Origin of the sequence: Nitrosospira sp. NpAV (assembly GCF_000832065.1) — a bacterium.
Taxonomy (GTDB): Bacteria; Pseudomonadota; Gammaproteobacteria; order Burkholderiales; family Nitrosomonadaceae; genus Nitrosospira.
The window spans coordinates 248,356-265,144 of record NZ_JXQM01000001.1 but is presented as its reverse complement, the minus strand read 5'-3'; the positions used below and the strand labels follow the sequence as shown (position 1 = coordinate 265,144).

At 52.6% G+C, this 16,789-nt stretch carries 14 protein-coding genes; 4 read left to right on the top strand and 10 right to left on the bottom strand.

What is annotated here, in order from left to right; all coding sequences use genetic code 11:
- Positions 1–15: 15 nt before the first annotated feature.
- The 4 genes from glyS to SQ11_RS01115 form a co-directional block, all read right to left on the bottom strand.
- Complete coding sequence (glyS, locus tag SQ11_RS01130) at positions 16–2,139, bottom strand: glycine--tRNA ligase subunit beta (RefSeq protein WP_041512278.1); 2,124 nt, start codon at positions 2,137–2,139, stop codon at positions 16–18.
- Positions 2,136–3,041 carry a glycine--tRNA ligase subunit alpha gene (glyQ, locus tag SQ11_RS01125; protein WP_041512277.1) on the bottom strand — a complete coding sequence of 302 codons (906 nt, stop codon included), beginning with the start codon at positions 3,039–3,041 and terminating at the stop codon, positions 2,136–2,138. The genes glyS and glyQ overlap by 4 nt, the downstream gene beginning before the upstream one ends.
- Positions 3,042–3,094: 53 nt before the next feature.
- Entirely contained in the window at positions 3,095–4,546 is a 1,452-nt protein-coding gene (gene lnt, locus SQ11_RS01120) for an apolipoprotein N-acyltransferase (protein ID WP_052493905.1), read from the bottom strand.
- Positions 4,547–4,800: 254 nt separating this feature from the next.
- Positions 4,801–5,991 carry a HAMP domain-containing sensor histidine kinase gene (locus tag SQ11_RS01115; RefSeq protein ID WP_052493904.1) on the bottom strand — a complete coding sequence of 397 codons (1,191 nt, stop codon included), beginning with the start codon at positions 5,989–5,991 and terminating at the stop codon, positions 4,801–4,803.
- A gap of 262 nt (positions 5,992–6,253) precedes the next feature.
- Here SQ11_RS01115 and SQ11_RS01110 point away from each other — a divergent pair, with 262 nt between their 5' ends.
- Positions 6,254–7,579 (top strand): M23 family metallopeptidase, encoded by a 1,326-nt coding sequence (locus SQ11_RS01110; protein ID WP_041512275.1) that lies wholly within the window; start codon positions 6,254–6,256, stop codon positions 7,577–7,579.
- Between the two features lie 74 nt (positions 7,580–7,653).
- Complete coding sequence (locus tag SQ11_RS01105) at positions 7,654–8,754, top strand: anhydro-N-acetylmuramic acid kinase (RefSeq protein ID WP_084226673.1); 1,101 nt, start codon at positions 7,654–7,656, stop codon at positions 8,752–8,754.
- Between the two features lie 116 nt (positions 8,755–8,870).
- On the opposite strand, the gene erpA is transcribed toward SQ11_RS01105, so the two are convergent.
- The 6 genes from erpA to rplM form a co-directional block, all read right to left on the bottom strand.
- The gene (gene erpA, locus SQ11_RS01100) at positions 8,871–9,239 is read right to left on the bottom strand and encodes an iron-sulfur cluster insertion protein ErpA (protein WP_041512274.1); all 369 of its coding nucleotides are present in this window, start codon (positions 9,237–9,239) and stop codon (positions 8,871–8,873) included.
- A 63-nt stretch (positions 9,240–9,302) separates the two neighbouring features.
- Positions 9,303–9,716 (bottom strand): polymer-forming cytoskeletal protein, encoded by a 414-nt coding sequence (locus tag SQ11_RS01095; RefSeq protein WP_041512273.1) that lies wholly within the window; start codon positions 9,714–9,716, stop codon positions 9,303–9,305.
- A 10-nt stretch (positions 9,717–9,726) separates the two neighbouring features.
- Entirely contained in the window at positions 9,727–10,467 is a 741-nt protein-coding gene (locus SQ11_RS01090) for a DUF6776 family protein (RefSeq protein ID WP_041512272.1), read from the bottom strand.
- Between the two features lie 219 nt (positions 10,468–10,686).
- On the bottom strand, positions 10,687–11,715 hold the full coding sequence (gene argC / locus SQ11_RS01080) for an N-acetyl-gamma-glutamyl-phosphate reductase (RefSeq protein WP_041512270.1): 1,029 nt from the start codon (positions 11,713–11,715) through the stop codon (positions 10,687–10,689).
- Positions 11,716–12,132: 417 nt separating this feature from the next.
- Complete coding sequence (rpsI, locus tag SQ11_RS01075) at positions 12,133–12,525, bottom strand: 30S ribosomal protein S9 (protein WP_041512269.1); 393 nt, start codon at positions 12,523–12,525, stop codon at positions 12,133–12,135.
- 4 nt (positions 12,526–12,529) lie between these two features.
- Positions 12,530–12,964 carry a 50S ribosomal protein L13 gene (gene rplM, locus SQ11_RS01070; RefSeq protein WP_041512268.1) on the bottom strand — a complete coding sequence of 145 codons (435 nt, stop codon included), beginning with the start codon at positions 12,962–12,964 and terminating at the stop codon, positions 12,530–12,532.
- A 576-nt stretch (positions 12,965–13,540) separates the two neighbouring features.
- Here rplM and SQ11_RS01060 point away from each other — a divergent pair.
- Entirely contained in the window at positions 13,541–14,413 is an 873-nt protein-coding gene (locus SQ11_RS01060) for a phosphoribulokinase (protein WP_041512266.1), read from the top strand.
- Between the two features lie 133 nt (positions 14,414–14,546).
- Complete coding sequence (locus tag SQ11_RS01055; protein ID WP_041512265.1) at positions 14,547–16,784, top strand: UvrD-helicase domain-containing protein; 2,238 nt, start codon at positions 14,547–14,549, stop codon at positions 16,782–16,784.
- Positions 16,785–16,789: the final 5 nt, after the last annotated feature.

Here is a 16,789-nt window from a genome sequence, read left to right as displayed (position 1 = left end):
GATAGGTGGCCCATATCAAGTCGCCAGCCTGGAAATATCGGCTACACGATTCATTTCCTGTTGCAACCGGGCCAGCAGGGCAAGACGATTGGCGCGCAAGACGGTATCCTCCGTATTGACCATCACGTTGTCGAAGAAGGTATCCACCGGTGTTCTCAACACCGCAAGCTCTTGCAAAGCCAGGCTGAATTCTCCCAGCCTGAAAGCACTATCCGCTTTTGGCATTACCGCATTGAGTACGGCATGCAATGCCTGCTCGGCAGGCTCTCGCAACAGATCGACATTTATCGTATCGCTCACTTCGCCTTCTACTTTCTTCAAAATATTGCTCACCCGTTTATTCGCAGCCGCGAGGCTTCCAGCTTCGGGCAAAGCGGAAAAAGCACGCACGGCGGCAAGGCGCTGGTGAATATCGTTCAAAAACTGTGGCCGTTTGGCCATAACCGCTTCAATCTGTTGCGATGAATACCCGTGTTCGCGCAGTTGGCCGGACATTCTTTCATAAATGAAATTATGCAGCTGATAAGATTCGGCATCGCCGAAATTAATCCGGTTAGAGAACACTTCGCTTGAAATGTCTATTATTTCTTCCAGAGAGATTTCGAGCTTCTTTTCCATCAGCATGCGAGTCACGCCCAAGGCGTGACGGCGTAACGCAAAGGGGTCCTTTTCCCCGGTCGGAATCTGTCCAATGCCAAACATGCCAACCAGCGTTTCCAGCTTATCCGCCAATGCCACGCAGAGTCCGGTCATATTACGTGGCAATTCATCGCCTGCAAATCGTGGCTTGTAATGGTCTTCGATAGCGAATGCGATATCATCCGCCAACCCGTCGTGCTGGGCATAATAGCGGCCCATGATACCTTGCAGCTCGGGAAACTCGCCTACCATATCCGTGAGCAAGTCCGCCTTGGACAAATTCGCTGCCTCGCCCGCTTGCGCCGCCAGCTCGTTACCGCCCAATCGCAGACCAATCGCCTGTGCGATTGCCCAAATCCGCTCCACGCGTTCCGCCTGCGTACCGAGCTTGTTGTGATAAACCACTTTGCTTAACCCAGCAACACGCGAATACAATGTCTTTTTTTTATCCTGGTCGAAAAAGAATTTTGCATCGGCCAGTCGTGAGCGCAGCACGCGCTCGTTGCCGGCGACTACCTGACTGGTGTCAACAGGACGGATGTTCGAAACGATCAGGAATTGGTGGGAGAGCCTTCCGTTTGCATTCAGAAGCGGGAAATATTTCTGATTCGCTTTCATGGTCAGAATCAGGCACTCTTGCGGTATTTCCAGGAATGCCGGGTCAAATTTTCCCGCCAGAACATTTGGCCATTCGACCAGCGCAGTTACTTCATCCAGGAGGGCCTCGTCTTCGACTGGTTGCAGGCCTGTCTCAGCCGAGATGGCCTTAAGCTGCCTAATGATTTCGTCACGCCGCACCGGAAAACTGGCGATAACCGCACCTTCGTTTGTCAGTTGCACCTCATAATTATCGGCATCCTTCAGGATTATCGTCTTGACCTTCGCTTCAAAGCGATGTCCCTGTGTCTCTCGTCCTGCGGTTAAACCAAGAACGCTGACGGGTATGATATCCGTGCCGTGCAGAGCGACCAAACCGTGCGCGGGGCGCACAAAATTCACGCTGCTCCAGCCGTCGGCCAGTTGATAGGTCATCATTTTGGTAATTGGCAACTTGAGGAGGGTTTCATCAAGTGCCTGCTGTAAGCCCTCCACCAGCGTCACGCCCTTTACTATGCTGTCGAAGAACAGGCTTTCCACCTTGCCGTCCAACGCTCGTTTAAGCTGGGGTATCGGCGTATGCGCCGCATCGCCGCAGAGACCCCTTATTTTCTTGAGTAGTGCGGGTGTGGCCTGCCCGTTAACGTCCAGGCCCACTGAGACCGGCATCAATTTTAGTGAAGCGGATTTGTCAGGCGCCTGCGCAGCCACGTTTTTAATGTGTACCGCGAATCGACGCGGCGAGGCGAAAGCCGTAATGGCAATATCATTCCCCGCTAAGCCCCGGGCTTTAAGGCTTGCAGTCATCGCCTCCGCAAAGCTGTCACCCAGTCTCTTGAGTGATTTGGGTGGTAGTTCCTCAACGAGCAACTCAATCAGCAGATTTCTGGTTGCGTTACTCAAGCGGTCTTCTCCGTCATATGCTCGACCCACTCGCGGGGCGCCATGGGAAAACCCAACCGTTTGCGGCTCTCGTAATAGGCTTGCGCGACGCTACGCGCGAGATCGCGAATTCGCCCGATATAGGCTGCACGTTCCGTAACGGAAATGGTACCGCGTGCATCCAGGAGATTGAAGGTATGCGCGGTTTTCAGCACCTGTTCATACGCTGGCAGCGCCAGCCCATGTTCCACCAGATACCGGGCTTGCGTTTCGTGGCAGGCAAAGGCATTCAGCAAAAAATCTATATTGCTATGCTCGAAATTGTAGGTCGATTGCTCGACTTCATTCTGATGGTATACGTCGCGGTAGGACAGACCCGTCGTCCATGTCAGATCGAACACGTTTTCCACACCTTGCAAGTACATGGCGAGCCGTTCCAGGCCATACGTGATCTCGCCCGTAATCGGCTTGCAGTTCAATCCGCCGACTTGCTGAAAATAGGTAAACTGCGTTACCTCCATTCCGTTCAACCATACTTCCCATCCCAAACCCCATGCACCGAGCGTTGGATTTTCCCAATCATCCTCGACAAAGCGAATGTCATTTTGCTTCAAATCAAAACCGAGTTCTTCCAGCGAACCAAGGTATAGTTCCAGAATATCAGGGGGTGCGGGTTTCAACACGGCCTGGAACTGGTAGTAATGCTGCAGACGATTTGGATTTTCGCCATAACGCCCATCCTTGGGCCGGCGTGCAGGTTGCACATAGGCGGCTTTCCAGGGTTCCGGGCCGAGGGCGCGCAGAAAGGTGGCGGTGTGCGAAGTGCCGGCGCCGACCTCCATGTCATAGGGCTGGAGCAGGGCGCAACCCTGTTTGTCCCAATAATGCTGCAGAGTGAGAATGATTTCCTGGAATGTGAGCATGAGGACGCTTGAGCAAATTGCGGCGATGACTAATGTCTATCAACGCCGGGATTTTACAGGTTTTTGTGTCCGCCGCGAAAAATCGGCAACAAACTGGCAGTCAGCAACACACCGGCGAGGACGAATAACAGATGATTGCCGAACCGGATATAAGGCGTCGCACCCGTGTATCCTTGCGCCATGCCGTGCAGAGCGGTTGTGGTGAATACTTCCGCTTCCTGCAATACGATGCCGCGTTCGTTGATAATGGCGGTAACGCCGGTATTGGTGGCGCGCAGCATGTAACGTCCCGTTTCCATTGCACGCATTTGCGAAATCTGAAGGTGTTGCCGCGGGCCGATGGACCGGCCAAACCAGGCGTCATTGCTGACGTTGGCGAGGAGGGTGGCTTGAGGCAATTGCTTGATTATTTCCTCCCCAAAGACATCTTCGTAGCAAATATTCACGGCAACCCGCTGCCCGGCTAGATTCATGGGCTGCTGGTCAAGCCCTCCGCGCGAAAAATCTGATAACGGGATTTTCAGCACATCGATGACCCAGCCAAATACAGATTTCAATGGAATGAATTCGCCAAACGGTACCAGATGGTATTTGCGGTAGCTCTGATCGGGGGATGTGCCAAAGCTGAACATGGTGTTGTAGTATTCGCTGCGTCCGCCGGGGGCCTCGACCATGCCGACAAGAACATCGCCATTATTCTGTTTGGCATGGGTAGCGAGTTGCGCCAGATAACTCGACGGTACCTCGTCGCGGTATAGCGGTACCGAAATTTCAGGCGTGATAATCAAGCGGCTGCTGCTTTCCAGCACGAGTCTGGCGTAGGTGTCCATCGAAGTAATGAGTTGGTCCTCTCGCCATTTCAAATCTTGCGAGATATTTCCCTGCAGCAGACTCACTGTGACCGGTTCGCCTTGCGGTTCAGTCCAGCGGATCTGCTGCAAGCCGGCACCGATGATCCAGATTGCCAGAAGAGGCAGCAGATAACGCCATTCCCGGAATCGCTTTTCAAGAAATAGACATGCCAGCGCCGCGCTTAGAACGAGTATCAGCGATACGCCGTAGACGCCTATCACCGGGGCATAGCCTCCCAACGGGCTGGCCGGTGCTTGCGAATAGCCCAGCGTCAGCCATGGAAAACCCGTGAACAATACGCTGCGCAGCCAGTCGGAGAGTCCCCATAACGCACCTGCGCTCAACGACCAGACGATGGGCGCGCTAATGCGTAACTTCCTCAATATCCAGCCTGTCAATGCCGGGAATAAGGCGAGATAGGCGCACAGAACGACCAGCGCAAGCACCGCGGCCGGCATTGGCATTGCACCGAAATCATGCAGGCTGACATAAATCCAGGTTACACCCGCGCTGAACAAGCCCATACCGAAGGTGAAGCCCAGCAAGGCCGAGCGCAGGGGTGTTGTGCTTAAGCGCCAGAAATGGCATAGCAGTGCGAGCGTGAAAACCGGAACTGGAAAAAGATAAAACGGCGCAAAACCGAGAACAGTCATTGCGCCGAGTAGAAAAGAGAGGGCTAATTGCGAGCGGAGCGTATTTTTTGACACTTCAATCAATCATGTTGTCAGATTCTATGGGAACGAAGGGGCGCAATTCACTCAAGGTGGGCAGGAGAACCCATTTTGGGCCTTAATTGTTGATTCTTGTCAGGGTAAGCTTATGGCTTAACGATGGTCAAACAAGAGCGAAACGAGCGAACCAGCTGCGTGGGGTGGTCGAAATGGTAAGACAACGTTGGCTTCACGGTTTATTGACCTGACTCACGCTTTGATGCTGATCCTTCCTTCTTGGGGAGCATTAACCGGAACGTGGAACCAGCCCCGAGCTCGGATTCGATTTCCAGTTTCCCGCCCAAAAGCCGGGTCGCTTCCGAGGCGATGGCGAGTCCCAAGCCTATGCCTGGCTGACCATACGTGTCACCCCGGCGGAAGGCATCAAACAAATGACTCAGGTTTTCCGGTGCAATTCCCGGCCCCTGATCACTAACGCTCAGTACCCAATCGATGTCTTCCTTATCCGAGTTATTTCGGGCCAACACTTTTACTCTGCCTCCTGAACTATATTTCACCGCATTACCCAGCAGATTCTGCAATACAAGCGTCAGCAGCCCCTCGTCACTGATGACCTGCGCTCCATCGGGCACGTCCAAATCCAGCTCTATTCCTTTGGATTTGGTTTCATACGCAAACTGGCTGGCAACTTCAGAGAGCAGCGAATTCAAATCCACGGTTTCCGCCGTATGATGGACAGGTTCTCTCCGCAACTGCTCCGACTGTAGAAGCCGATCCATCCCGGCGGTCGTCTGGAGTATCGCGCGCTTGACGGATTCCAGATCCGCGACGCTATCCGCGAGCTCCGGCACTTGAGTAAGCCTGCCAGCGAGCAACTGCACATGAAGCATCGCGTGGTGAAGGTGGTTCCGGAGATCATGCGAAAGAAATGAAAGATACTTGGCCTGAACCTCGGTGGTGGTTCTATTTTGCTGTTGCAGGTGCTCGATAAACCTGACGACTCCGCTTTGCAGTGCAGTGTCCACGGCCATGTTCAGCGCAATATTACTGCGCATATCCAGCAATTCATCCATTGCTTCGGTGACTTGCTCGATGATGATCCGGCGCAGCAGCCGGTACTCGACGACCAGCTCATGCATATTGTAATTTCCTTGAAAACGGGACTCACCATGCATTTTGCTGCCTTCTATGAGCTCACGCGTGGTGAGCGGCTCTTCCGAAGCGAATGCGTCTGCAATCTCTTGCAGAATCAAAGGTACCGAGTTGCGAAGGTTCTGAAGAGTGAGCGCATCGGCGGCAGGAAGTGTCTGGACCACGGCGGCTTCCCATGCCTGAAGGACGGCATCCTTCCGCGACCTTAGGGCGGATGCCAGAAGCGGGAAGGCGTGGTACGCCAAAAGATCAAGCGTCAAGTCTTCCGTGGACATCAAGCGCTCTCCTTGAGGGCAATAAAACGTTCAGAGAGACTAAATGGTTTGTATTGCTGAACCAGCGAGACAGAGTCCGAAGAGTCTGATTTATGCCGAAAGGGCGAATATTCGCGACGTATTCCCGCCTTTCGGCACCCATGCTCGGCCCGGCTGCAAGCAAGCAGATCATCTTCTCTCCCGTATGTGACATATTGACCCTACCGTCGATATAGGAAGCAATTTTTATGTTAAACTTCACACTCTCAAAAGTGAGGCAAGCATGCCGGGCAACGAAACCAACATTTTAGCGCATAAACCGCTTACTCTGACAAAAAAACGACTACGCTGGCTAATTCTGTTATCCAGTTTTCCGTTATTTGGAATGGTGGCTGCCTTTGGTATTGCGCCAGATACCTCGCCGGAGGATCTCCCGGTCGAGGAAGTAATCCGTGGTCTCGAGCTCCCCGAAATCCCCGAAATCCTTCCGCCTGCCGATGTAAATATGACGTTCTGGCGTCAGGAACGGATCCAGGCCGGCGACACAATCGCGACCCTGCTGTCTCGACTCGAAGTGAATAATCAGGATGCAGCCGGCTTCCTTCGCGATTCGAGGAATATCAAAGCCACGCATCAATTGGTACCCGGCAAAATCATCCATGTGCAGACTACTGCGGCGGGTGAATTGCTGCTACTGCGCTATTTTCCCGGTGGCAGCGAGCAATTGGTAATGGAAAAGATTGATGGCGCTTTCAAGGTAAGTGAACAGCCGGTTAAACTGGAGACACACATTCAGATGAAATCCGGTGTGATAAACAGTTCATTGTTCGCAGCCGTCGATGGCGCGGGTGTGCCTGAAAGCGTTGCTACGCAGATTGTCGATATTCTGGCATCTGACATTGATTTTCATCGGGATTTGCGTAAGGGCGATCGCTTTACAGTAGTTTACGACTCCCTTTATGGTAATGGCGAACCCGCCAGGCCCGGGCGGGTACTGTCGGTGGAGTTCATTAATCAGGGGACGCCTCATCGGGCAGTCTATTTCCAGGCGGATAACGGTGAAAGTGGTTATTACACACCCGATGGAAAAAATCTGCGAAAAGCCTTCTTGCGTTCGCCACTGGAGTTTTCCCGCATCAGCTCGGGATTTTCCAGCGCACGTTTCCACCCTATCCTGAAGACATGGCGCGCTCATAGCGGCATTGACTACGCCGCACCCACCGGAACGAGAGTGAAGGCTGCCGCGGATGGGACGGTGCTGTTTGCCGGCTGGCAGGGCGGTTATGGTAATGTCGTTATCCTGCAACACCATGGGCAGTACTCGACCGTTTACGGTCATCTATCGACCTTTGCCAAAGGCTTGCGCTCGGGACAGCGTGTCACCCAGGGTGATGTCATTGGTCATGTGGGTGCAACCGGGATGGCTACCGGCCCTCATTTGCATTATGAATTTCGCTTCAACGGCGTTCAACGTGATCCCACACGAATAGCCATGCCCACCGCTAATCCCGTCTCACCCAGGCATATGCCGGCATTCTATGAATACACGAAGCCGCTGATGGCTCGATTGGATATGCTGCGCGGCACCAGCCTGGCCTTTCTGGACTAGCCAACCCTTTATTTCTCACCTACTTCTACCCTCTCCCTGAGGCAGAAGATAACAGGGTGCGCAGGCGAACGGATTTGGAAACCACTTACTATATCGGCATTATGTCCGGCACCAGTCTGGACGGCGTTGATGCGGTGCTCGCTGATTTTGGTCCCTCCCCCCCCTCTCTGCTATATACGTTTTATCTCGCTTACGGCGAAGATCTTCGCAGCCGTTTGCTGGATCTGAATCATTCGGATTATGATGAGCTGCATCGCGCGGCCATGCTTGGCAATGAACTGGCCCGTCATTATGCAGGGGCTGTGGCCGGCTTGCTGGATAAATGCGGCATAAAGCCTCAGGAGGTAGCTGCCATCGGCTGCCATGGCCAGACCGTGCGTCACAGTCCTGAATCGGGCAGGGGCTACACCATTCAGCTATGCAACGCCGCCTTGCTGGTTGAACTCACGGGTATCACTGTAGTGGCCGATTTCAGGAGTCGTGACATCGCGGCGGGGGGGCAGGGCGCTCCTCTGGTTCCGGCATTTCACCAAGTCTTGTTCAAAGATCCACGAGTTCACCGTGTCATTGCCAATATCGGTGGAATATCCAATTTGACCAGCCTTGTGCCGACCGGCGAGGTTGCCGGATTCGATTGCGGTCCCGGCAATATAATGATGGATGCGTGGTGCTTGCGTCATACCGGCCGATCATATGATGAAAACGGAGCATGGGCTGGATCCGGCAAAATAATCCCGCAGTTGCTTGAGAAGCTCCTGGCACTTCCGTTTTTCTCCATTCCCCCGCCAAAAAGCACCGGTAGGGAAGTATTCAATCTAGACTGGCTGGAAAGCTGCTTATCGGGAGCTGAGGAGCCGGTGGACGTACAGTCAACTTTACTACAACTGACTGTGGCTGGAATTGCCGACGCGGTGCTTACTCACTTTCCAAAGGCTGAGGAAATCTATTTATGTGGCGGTGGCGCGCGTAATGCCCAGCTTGTTGCACGATTACGAACAGCGTTGCCAGGCAGGAAGGTGGAATTGACGGACAGGTTTGGCATTGATGCCGACTGGCTGGAAGCCTTTGCTTTTGCCTGGCTGGCGCGGCAAGTTCTCCTGGGCGTTCCCGCCAGCCTTCCCTCAGTTACCGGCGCTCGGGGCGCCCGGTTGCTGGGTGCGATCTATCCATGTTGAACGCATGTTTTATTTCCGCGACGTCATCGGTATTTTTCCTGCAAATAAAAAGCGGAAGCCATGGCTCCCGCTTTTTAAATAAAACCATACAACCCATCCAAACTGCCGGATTCGGGTTAGACGGAAAATGAAGATCCGCAACCGCATGTGCTCGAAGCGCCGGGATTCTTGATGACAAATTGGGCGCCCTCGGCATTTTCCTGATAGTCGATTTCCGACCCGGCCAGGTACTGAAAGCTCATAGCGTCAACCAGCAGCTTTACGCCGTTCTTTTCCATTACCGTATCGTCTTCACTTATCAGTTCGTCAAAAGTGAAGCCGTATTTAAAACCGGAGCAACCTCCACCCGCAACAAATACCCTGAGGTTGAGATCATTATTCCCTTCTTCTTCAATCAACTCTCTGACTTTTCTTGCCGCGCTATCGGTAAAGATCAATGAGGCTTGCATTTCAGAGGCTAAATTTTCCGCGGTTGCAGCATTCATATTGAATTTCCCGCATATAAATTTATTAGGGGGACAAAATTATGCTCTGCTGTCGAATAAACGTCAATCAGCATGGGCAGCGGGTATCAACGCCACTACGTTATTGTCGGGTTGCGTTTTATCCAGATGATGAAGCATGCCGTCAACCGCTGCGCCAAGCTGTATCTCCATGCTTTTATAGTGTACATCGCCAAAGATCCTGGCTTTAGGCTGCAATTCCACATACTCGCTTCCGTATATGGCACCAGTTACGGTGCCATTAATAACCGCGTGAGAAACCTGAATTTTCCCCTCAATGATCGCCTGATCGCTCAGCACGAGAGTGCTGGGCCTGTCGCCAGTCGCGGTAATGTTGCCCGTTATATGACCGTCTACGCGCAGCCCTCCGCTGAAATTGACATTGCCCTCGATATGGGTTCCTGCACCAATAAGCGAGTCAATCTGATTTTGGGGCGCGGATGTTTTCTTTCCAAACATTTTTTCTCCTTTACAAGGATAGGTTAACGGTCTGCGTTAGCCTCGCCTGCGTCACGCCTTTTTCAAATACCTTTACCTGCATGCTCTCCACTAAGGCATCTGGCGGCAGGCGGAAGCTTCTCTCCACTCGCTGGTAGAACTTGAAGTTAACGTCAAATGTATTTGATGGACTTTCGCTGGCAAGAGGTGTGACCATTTTTTCACCATTCTGCCGGAAATTGACAACAAATTCCAGACTACCCTGAAAATCTTTGGAGCGCTGCCCGCCCTGGACCAGTAGTAGGCTGTAACGATATTCTCCGGGCAACTGGCCGCGCGCCAGCTTTAAATGACTAATCGAAACGCGTTGTTCGGTTTTTCCGGTGACCGACCCAAGATTCTGGAAAAATGCGACATCTTCCTTCAAGCGAATATTTTCATCTTCCAGGGCTTTAACATGCTTGGTAATGTCTTCACGCGCGGCGGTGTCCATCTGCAATTGGTGCTCAAGTCCGGCCACCTTCATGCGTAGCTCGTCATTATCCTGTTGCAAGCGATTGTTTAACCGAGATAACCGATCCAACTCATGGCCTGGCTCATTTTTATCAGAGCCCGTAAACTGATGCCCCGCCTCGTACATACCCCAGGCTAGAGCCAATGCGAGCGCGGTAAGGAGTCCGATAGCCAGCCAGCGCAGGTATTCCGGCCTTTGCGGACGTATCGCTACGCGCGGCGCAAAAATGCCAGACCTTCTTTTAGGCGTTTTGATCATGGCCTTCAGTTTACGCTGTTATGATAGCGAGACACTGAGGTTTGGAAGAATATCGGCAGCCTGCGGGTCTTGAAGGAAATGGATTGCGAAAGCATCCAGCCTGCCAATATTTCGTCAATTTCTCGATCAATAGAATAACGATTGCTGGCCTTAAGAAACGTCAGAACTTGCTTTCCCCCGGCCATTTTTCTGCTCCGGCCCTGCAAGCCGATGAGGCGGCTAAGGCAGCAACGGGGCATAATCGATACCAAGGGTTTCCGGAAAACCGAGCATCAGGTTCATGTTCTGTACAGCCTGTCCCGCAGCGCCCTTGACGAGATTATCCGTTACCGAGAGTATCACCGCGGTATTACCCCCCTGTGGACGATGGACGGCGATACGACAGTAATTGGAGCCGCGCACTGAACGGGTTTCGGGATGCGCGCCTGCCGGAAGCACATCGACAAATGGTTCATCGGCATAGCGTTTTTCGTATATAGCCTGTAAATCGGCATCCTTGTTAAGTCTGCCATATAGCGTAGCGTGAATGCCCCGGATCATGGGAGTGAGGTGCGGGACGAATGTCAATCCTACCGGTCTTCCCGCCACATGAGACAATCCTTGTTTGATTTCAGGCAGGTGCCGGTGTCCGGGCACACCATAGGCTTTGAAATTGTCAGAGGCTTCGGCAAATAATGTGTGTATTTCCGCATTGCGTCCCGCGCCGGAGACGCCGGACTTGGCATCGGCAACAAGGTGCTCCAAGTCTACAATACCAGCCTCGATCAAGGGCAGAAATCCGAGCTGCACCGCAGTGGGATAACAGCCAGGATTTGCTATGAGCCGCGCGCTTCTGATTCGCTCACGATTGATTTCGGGTAGGCCATAAACCGCTTCCTCCACCAGATCAGGACAAGCATGCGTCATCCCATACCATTTTTCCCATACCGTTATGTCCTTGATACGAAAATCAGCGGCGAGATCTATCACCCGTACCCCCGCATCAAGTAGCGACCTGACCTGTTGCATGGCAATGCCGTTTGGCGTCGCAAAGAACACAACCGCGCATTTATCCAGCTCCGCTTCGGCAGGATCACAAAATTTTAGCGGTATCCGTCCACGCAGGCTTGTAAACAACTCGGCGACGGCCATCCCGGCCTCTTTGCGCGAGGTGATGGCCTGTATGCTTACCTCGGGGTGTTGCGACAAAATTCGCAGCAACTCCACGCCGGTATAACCGGTCCCGCCTACAATACCAACTTTAAGCATAAAATCTCCAGGTTTTTATGCGTAGAACAGGACTCTCCATCCGAGTCTCCACAAATGCCAATGCGATGTTGCATATCCAGCTTTCCATATCAACAATCCTGCCCATGCCCCCGGTTATGGATTGAACAAGAGGACTTGTCCCAGATCTTGCATTTTTTAGAGGTGTCATTGTTTAATTGGTTCGATTAGCCGAGTACTTAGAAACACAACCGGTAGATCAACGATCCTATCTGTTCCTTGGCGACCTGCCAATCCAACTACGGATTTAGGCTGGCCCGGAAATGCACATTGGGTGCCCTCCGAGCCTACGTGGGTGCTGGCGGTCAGTTTGCAACCCACGGATTCAGAATTATAAGCAACAAGTAAAAAAGCCGCCAGAAACAAGGCGGCTTTTTAGGATGGGATATGTAAAAAAACTTATCGTTTGGAAAATTGTTTACGCCGACGCGCTTTACGCAGCCCCACTTTCTTCCGTTCCACTTCACGCGCGTCGCGCGTTACCAGACCAGCATTGCTCAATATGGGCTTGAGTGTGGCGTCAAAGTCAATCAAGGCGCGGGTAATGCCATGACGCACCGCGCCAGCCTGCCCTGATTCGCCGCCCCCATGGATGTTGACCACGATGTCGAAGCTCGTAAGATTCCCGGTTAACTCGAGCGGCTGACGAACCACCATGCGGCCCGTTTCACGGGAAAAGAATTCATCGACCGGTCTGTCATTGACCGTGATCAATCCCCTGCCAGGTTTGATGAATACCCGCGCCACCGCACTTTTGCGACGACCGGTCCCATAGTTATACGTTGTGCCCATAATCTCAAGCCCTGATTTCGAGTTGTCGCGGTTGCTGCGCCGCGTGCGGATGCGTGGCACCGGCATAGATTTTAAGTTTCTTTAACATGGCATAACCGAGCGGACCCTTTGGCAGCATACCTTTGACCGCTTTTTCCAGAGGCCGTCCGGGGAATCGCGCATGCATTTTAGCGAAACTGGTTTCGTAAATACCGCCGGGGTAGCCGGTATGACGATAATAAGTTTTGTCTTCCATCTTGTTTCCGGTGATGCGCAGCTTATCGACATTGATCACTACGATAAAATCGCCGGTATCCACATGAGGCGTGAAGATGGGCTTATGCTTGCCCCGCAGACGACGGGCAATTTCTGCAGCGAGGCGGCCCAGCACCTTGTCCGCCGCGTCGATCACGAACCAGTCGTGGATTACTTCATGGGGTTTGGCCGAAAAGGTTTTCACAACATCCGCCTTTGCTTATTTCAATAAAGCCGCGAATTCTATGTCAGACCAGGTCGAATGTCAAACCGGCCTTCGGCAAGCGGGTTCAGAAATAAAATAAGCTATGCCGGATCGAGTCTGGTCGCGCGGCGATTCGATCTTGTATCCGCAGTACTCATTGCGGAACGTGGCACATTTTATCTGGAATCCCGAGTCATCAGCCCAGACACTTTTTCTGTGAGCGTATACATCAGTGCCCACCATTACAGCGATTCGAAGGCGCGAATCTTTATCTATTCCCACCAAAATTTTTAGGAAAACAGGTATCATGTTAACCCGAATATTTCATAAATCCACGCGTCCTCACCGATCTTTTGTTTCGTATGGAAATTGTGTTCAGCCGGACGTTGAATAACTACGCCGCTCTTTCACAAAACTCCCCTATAAAACAAAATCCTGTGCAATCATCGCGCGAATTTATGAAACCTCCGGGGTTAAAAGAACAATGCCGTAAAAACGTTTGCTGATGTCCGCAAATTACCGGCGTGAAGAATACCGTAACATCCTATTATCTTATTGTCTGAGGAGAGCGTTTGTATGTCACAAAAACACCCTGTTATCGCTGTTACGGGATCGTCAGGTGCCGGTACATCGACAGTCAAGAATAGTTTCGAGCATATTTTTCGCCGCGAGAAACTGACTGCTGCGGTGGTAGAGGGCGACAGTTTTCATCGTTATGATCGTGATGCGATGAGGGAAGCCGTCGCGGAATCGGAGAAAGACGGTGGTCATCCCATCAGTCATTTCGGTCCCGAGGCCAATGAGTTCGAGAAACTGGAAGCGCTATTCAAGGAATATGGCGAGAGCGGAGGTGGCAAGACACGCCTGTATTTGCACAATGACGAAGAGGCCGCGCCCTATCAGCAGAAGGCCGGCACATTTACCCCCTGGAAGGCGATACAGCCTGGTTCCGATATGCTGTTTTATGAAGGCTTGCATGGGGGAGTCAAGAGCGATACCGCCGATGCGGCAAAGTATGTGGATTTACTGGTGGGTGTCGTGCCTATCGTCAATCTGGAATGGATCCAGAAAATCCATCGTGACATGAACGCGCGTGGCTATTCGGCGGAGGCGGTGACCCATACCATTCTCCGCCGCATGCACGATTATGTGCATTACATCACGCCGCAGTTTTCGCGTACCCATATCAATTTTCAGCGAGTACCGACGGTTGATACGTCCAACCCTTTTATCGCACGTGATATTCCGACCCTGGATGAAAGCTTTGTCGTGATTCGCTTCCGTGATCCCAAGCACGTCGACTTTCCTTACCTTCTTGCCATGATCAATAACTCGTTCATGTCGCGTCCCAATACCATCGTCGTGCCGGGAGGAAAAATGGGACTGTCCATAGAATTGATATTAACGCCACTGATTCTGGATCTCGTCGCGAAAAGCCGGAGCATATAGCCGGATAGGCGCTGCCAAAAGGTACTTTTTGAATTTGAATTAGCGGGTAATCTGCAATGCGGATTGCCCGTTCAACTATTTTCTCCTCGTCCAAATAATTCCGGCGATACTTCCCGGAAACAGTTTTCTCCTCATGTCTTCCCTACTGTCGGAACTGAATCCCGAACAACTTGAAGCCGTTACCCTGCCACATCAGTCAGCGCTAGTGCTGGCAGGCGCGGGCAGTGGCAAGACGCGGGTACTCACCACACGTATTGCGTATTTGATCCAGTCCGGTCTAGTCAGTCCCCATGGCCTGTTGGCTGTTACCTTCACAAATAAGGCAGCCAAGGAAATGCTTTCCCGGATCTCCTCCATGCTGCCGGTCAATACGCGTGGCATGTGGGTGGGTACCTTTCACGGTCTATGCAACCGCATGCTGCGTGCCCACCATCAGGATGCGGGGTTGCCGCAGGCCTTCCAGATTCTGGATTCCGCCGATCAGTTGGCGGTGATCAAACGTATGTTGAAGGCTCTCGGCGCGGACGACGAAAAATTCCCGTCACGCCAGGTGCAATGGTTCATCAATAACGCGAAGGAAGAAGGGATTCGAGCATCACAGGTCGAAATCCGTGACGATTTCACGCGCAAGATGACTGAGTTTTACCTGTATTACGAGCAGCAGTGCAACAAGGAAGGCGTGGTGGATTTTGCTGAGCTACTGTTTCGAAGTTATGAGTTGCTGACTCGCAGCGAACATCTGCGCGAGCACTATCGTGGCCGCTTTACCCATATCCTGGTGGATGAATTTCAGGATACCAATCGCTTGCAGTATCGATGGCTAAAACTGCTCGCCGGCAACCGGGCCGCGGTGTTTGCGGTTGGCGACGATGATCAGAGCATTTATGCGTTCCGTGGTGCGAACACCGGCAATATGAAGGATTTCGAGAGAGATTTTCACATCTCTAAAATCATCAAGCTGGAGCAGAACTATCGCTCTCACGGCAATATTCTAAATGCGGCCAATACGCTGATACGCAACAATAGCAGTCGTCTTGGCAAGAATCTGTGGACTTCGGAAGGCCATGGCGAACCGCTGCGCGTGTATAACGCCCCGACCGATTTCGATGAGGCTTCTTTCATCGTGGACGAAGTAAAATCGCTTCGTGCCGAGGGCGTGGCACTGTCCCAAATAGCATTGCTTTATCGTTCCAACGCACAATCGCGCGTACTGGAGCACGCCTTGTTCAATGCTTCATTGGCTTACCGGGTATATGGCGGCATGCGTTTCTTCGAACGTCAGGAAATCAAGCATGCCTTGGCATATTTGCGCCTGATAGCAAATCCCGAAGACGACAACGCGTTGCTCAGGGTCATCAACTTCCCCGTGCGAGGTATTGGTATGCGCAGCCTGGAGCAGTTGCAGGACGAGGCCAAGCGGCAGGGAGGAAGTTTATGGGCGGCAATGCTGTCAAAATACAGAAGTGGAGCAGTTTCCGTCCCAGCCACGGGCAGGCTTGACGGCAATCCATGGTTGGATAAGCCAAAGAAGGGGGTCGAGGGGTTTGCCGTATTGATCGAATCGATGCATCAAGTTTGCGAAAAATTGCCGTTACCGGAAGTCGTCGAACATATGCTGGAGCGTAGCGGACTAGTGGCGCATTATCGTGCTGAACGCGAGGGGGCGGATCGCCTGGAAAACCTGAATGAATTGATCAATGCCGCCACCAGCTTTGTGCATGAAGCCGAAGATGATAGTCTCACGGCATTTCTAAGCCATGCATCGCTGGAAGCGGGTGAGCATCAGGCCGGTGGCGGCCAGGATGCGCTGCAGTTGATGACGGTGCATTCAGCCAAGGGATTGGAATTTCACAGCGTTTTTCTGAGCGGACTGGAGGAGGGTTTATTTCCCCACGACAACAGTCGCAACGAAGCAGGAGGCGTGGAAGAGGAAAGACGTTTAATGTATGTAGCGTTGACCCGGGCCCGACGGCGGTTGTATCTGAGTTTTGCTCAAAGCCGCATGTTGCATGGCCAGACCCGCTACAATATTCCCTCACGTTTCCTGCACGAAGTTCCGGATAGCTTGCTCAAGTGGCTTCAGCCAGTGCAGAAGACATCGCTCATGAACGAGGAATGGGGGACAAGGAGGCAAGGTCCAGGCCGGGTTATCCAGGAAACTGATTATGGTGCTCAAGCTCGCGCATCGAATATTCGGGATACCGCGGCATCCCAATGGCGCATAGGACAGAACGTGATTCACGCCAAGTTCGGCACGGGGGTGATAGTCAATTGTGAAGGTCACGGAGCGGACGCCCGCGTTGAGGTCAGATTCGGCCGTACCGGCACGAAGTGGTTATTGCTGGAATATGCCAAGCTGACCCCTGCGTAATTCAC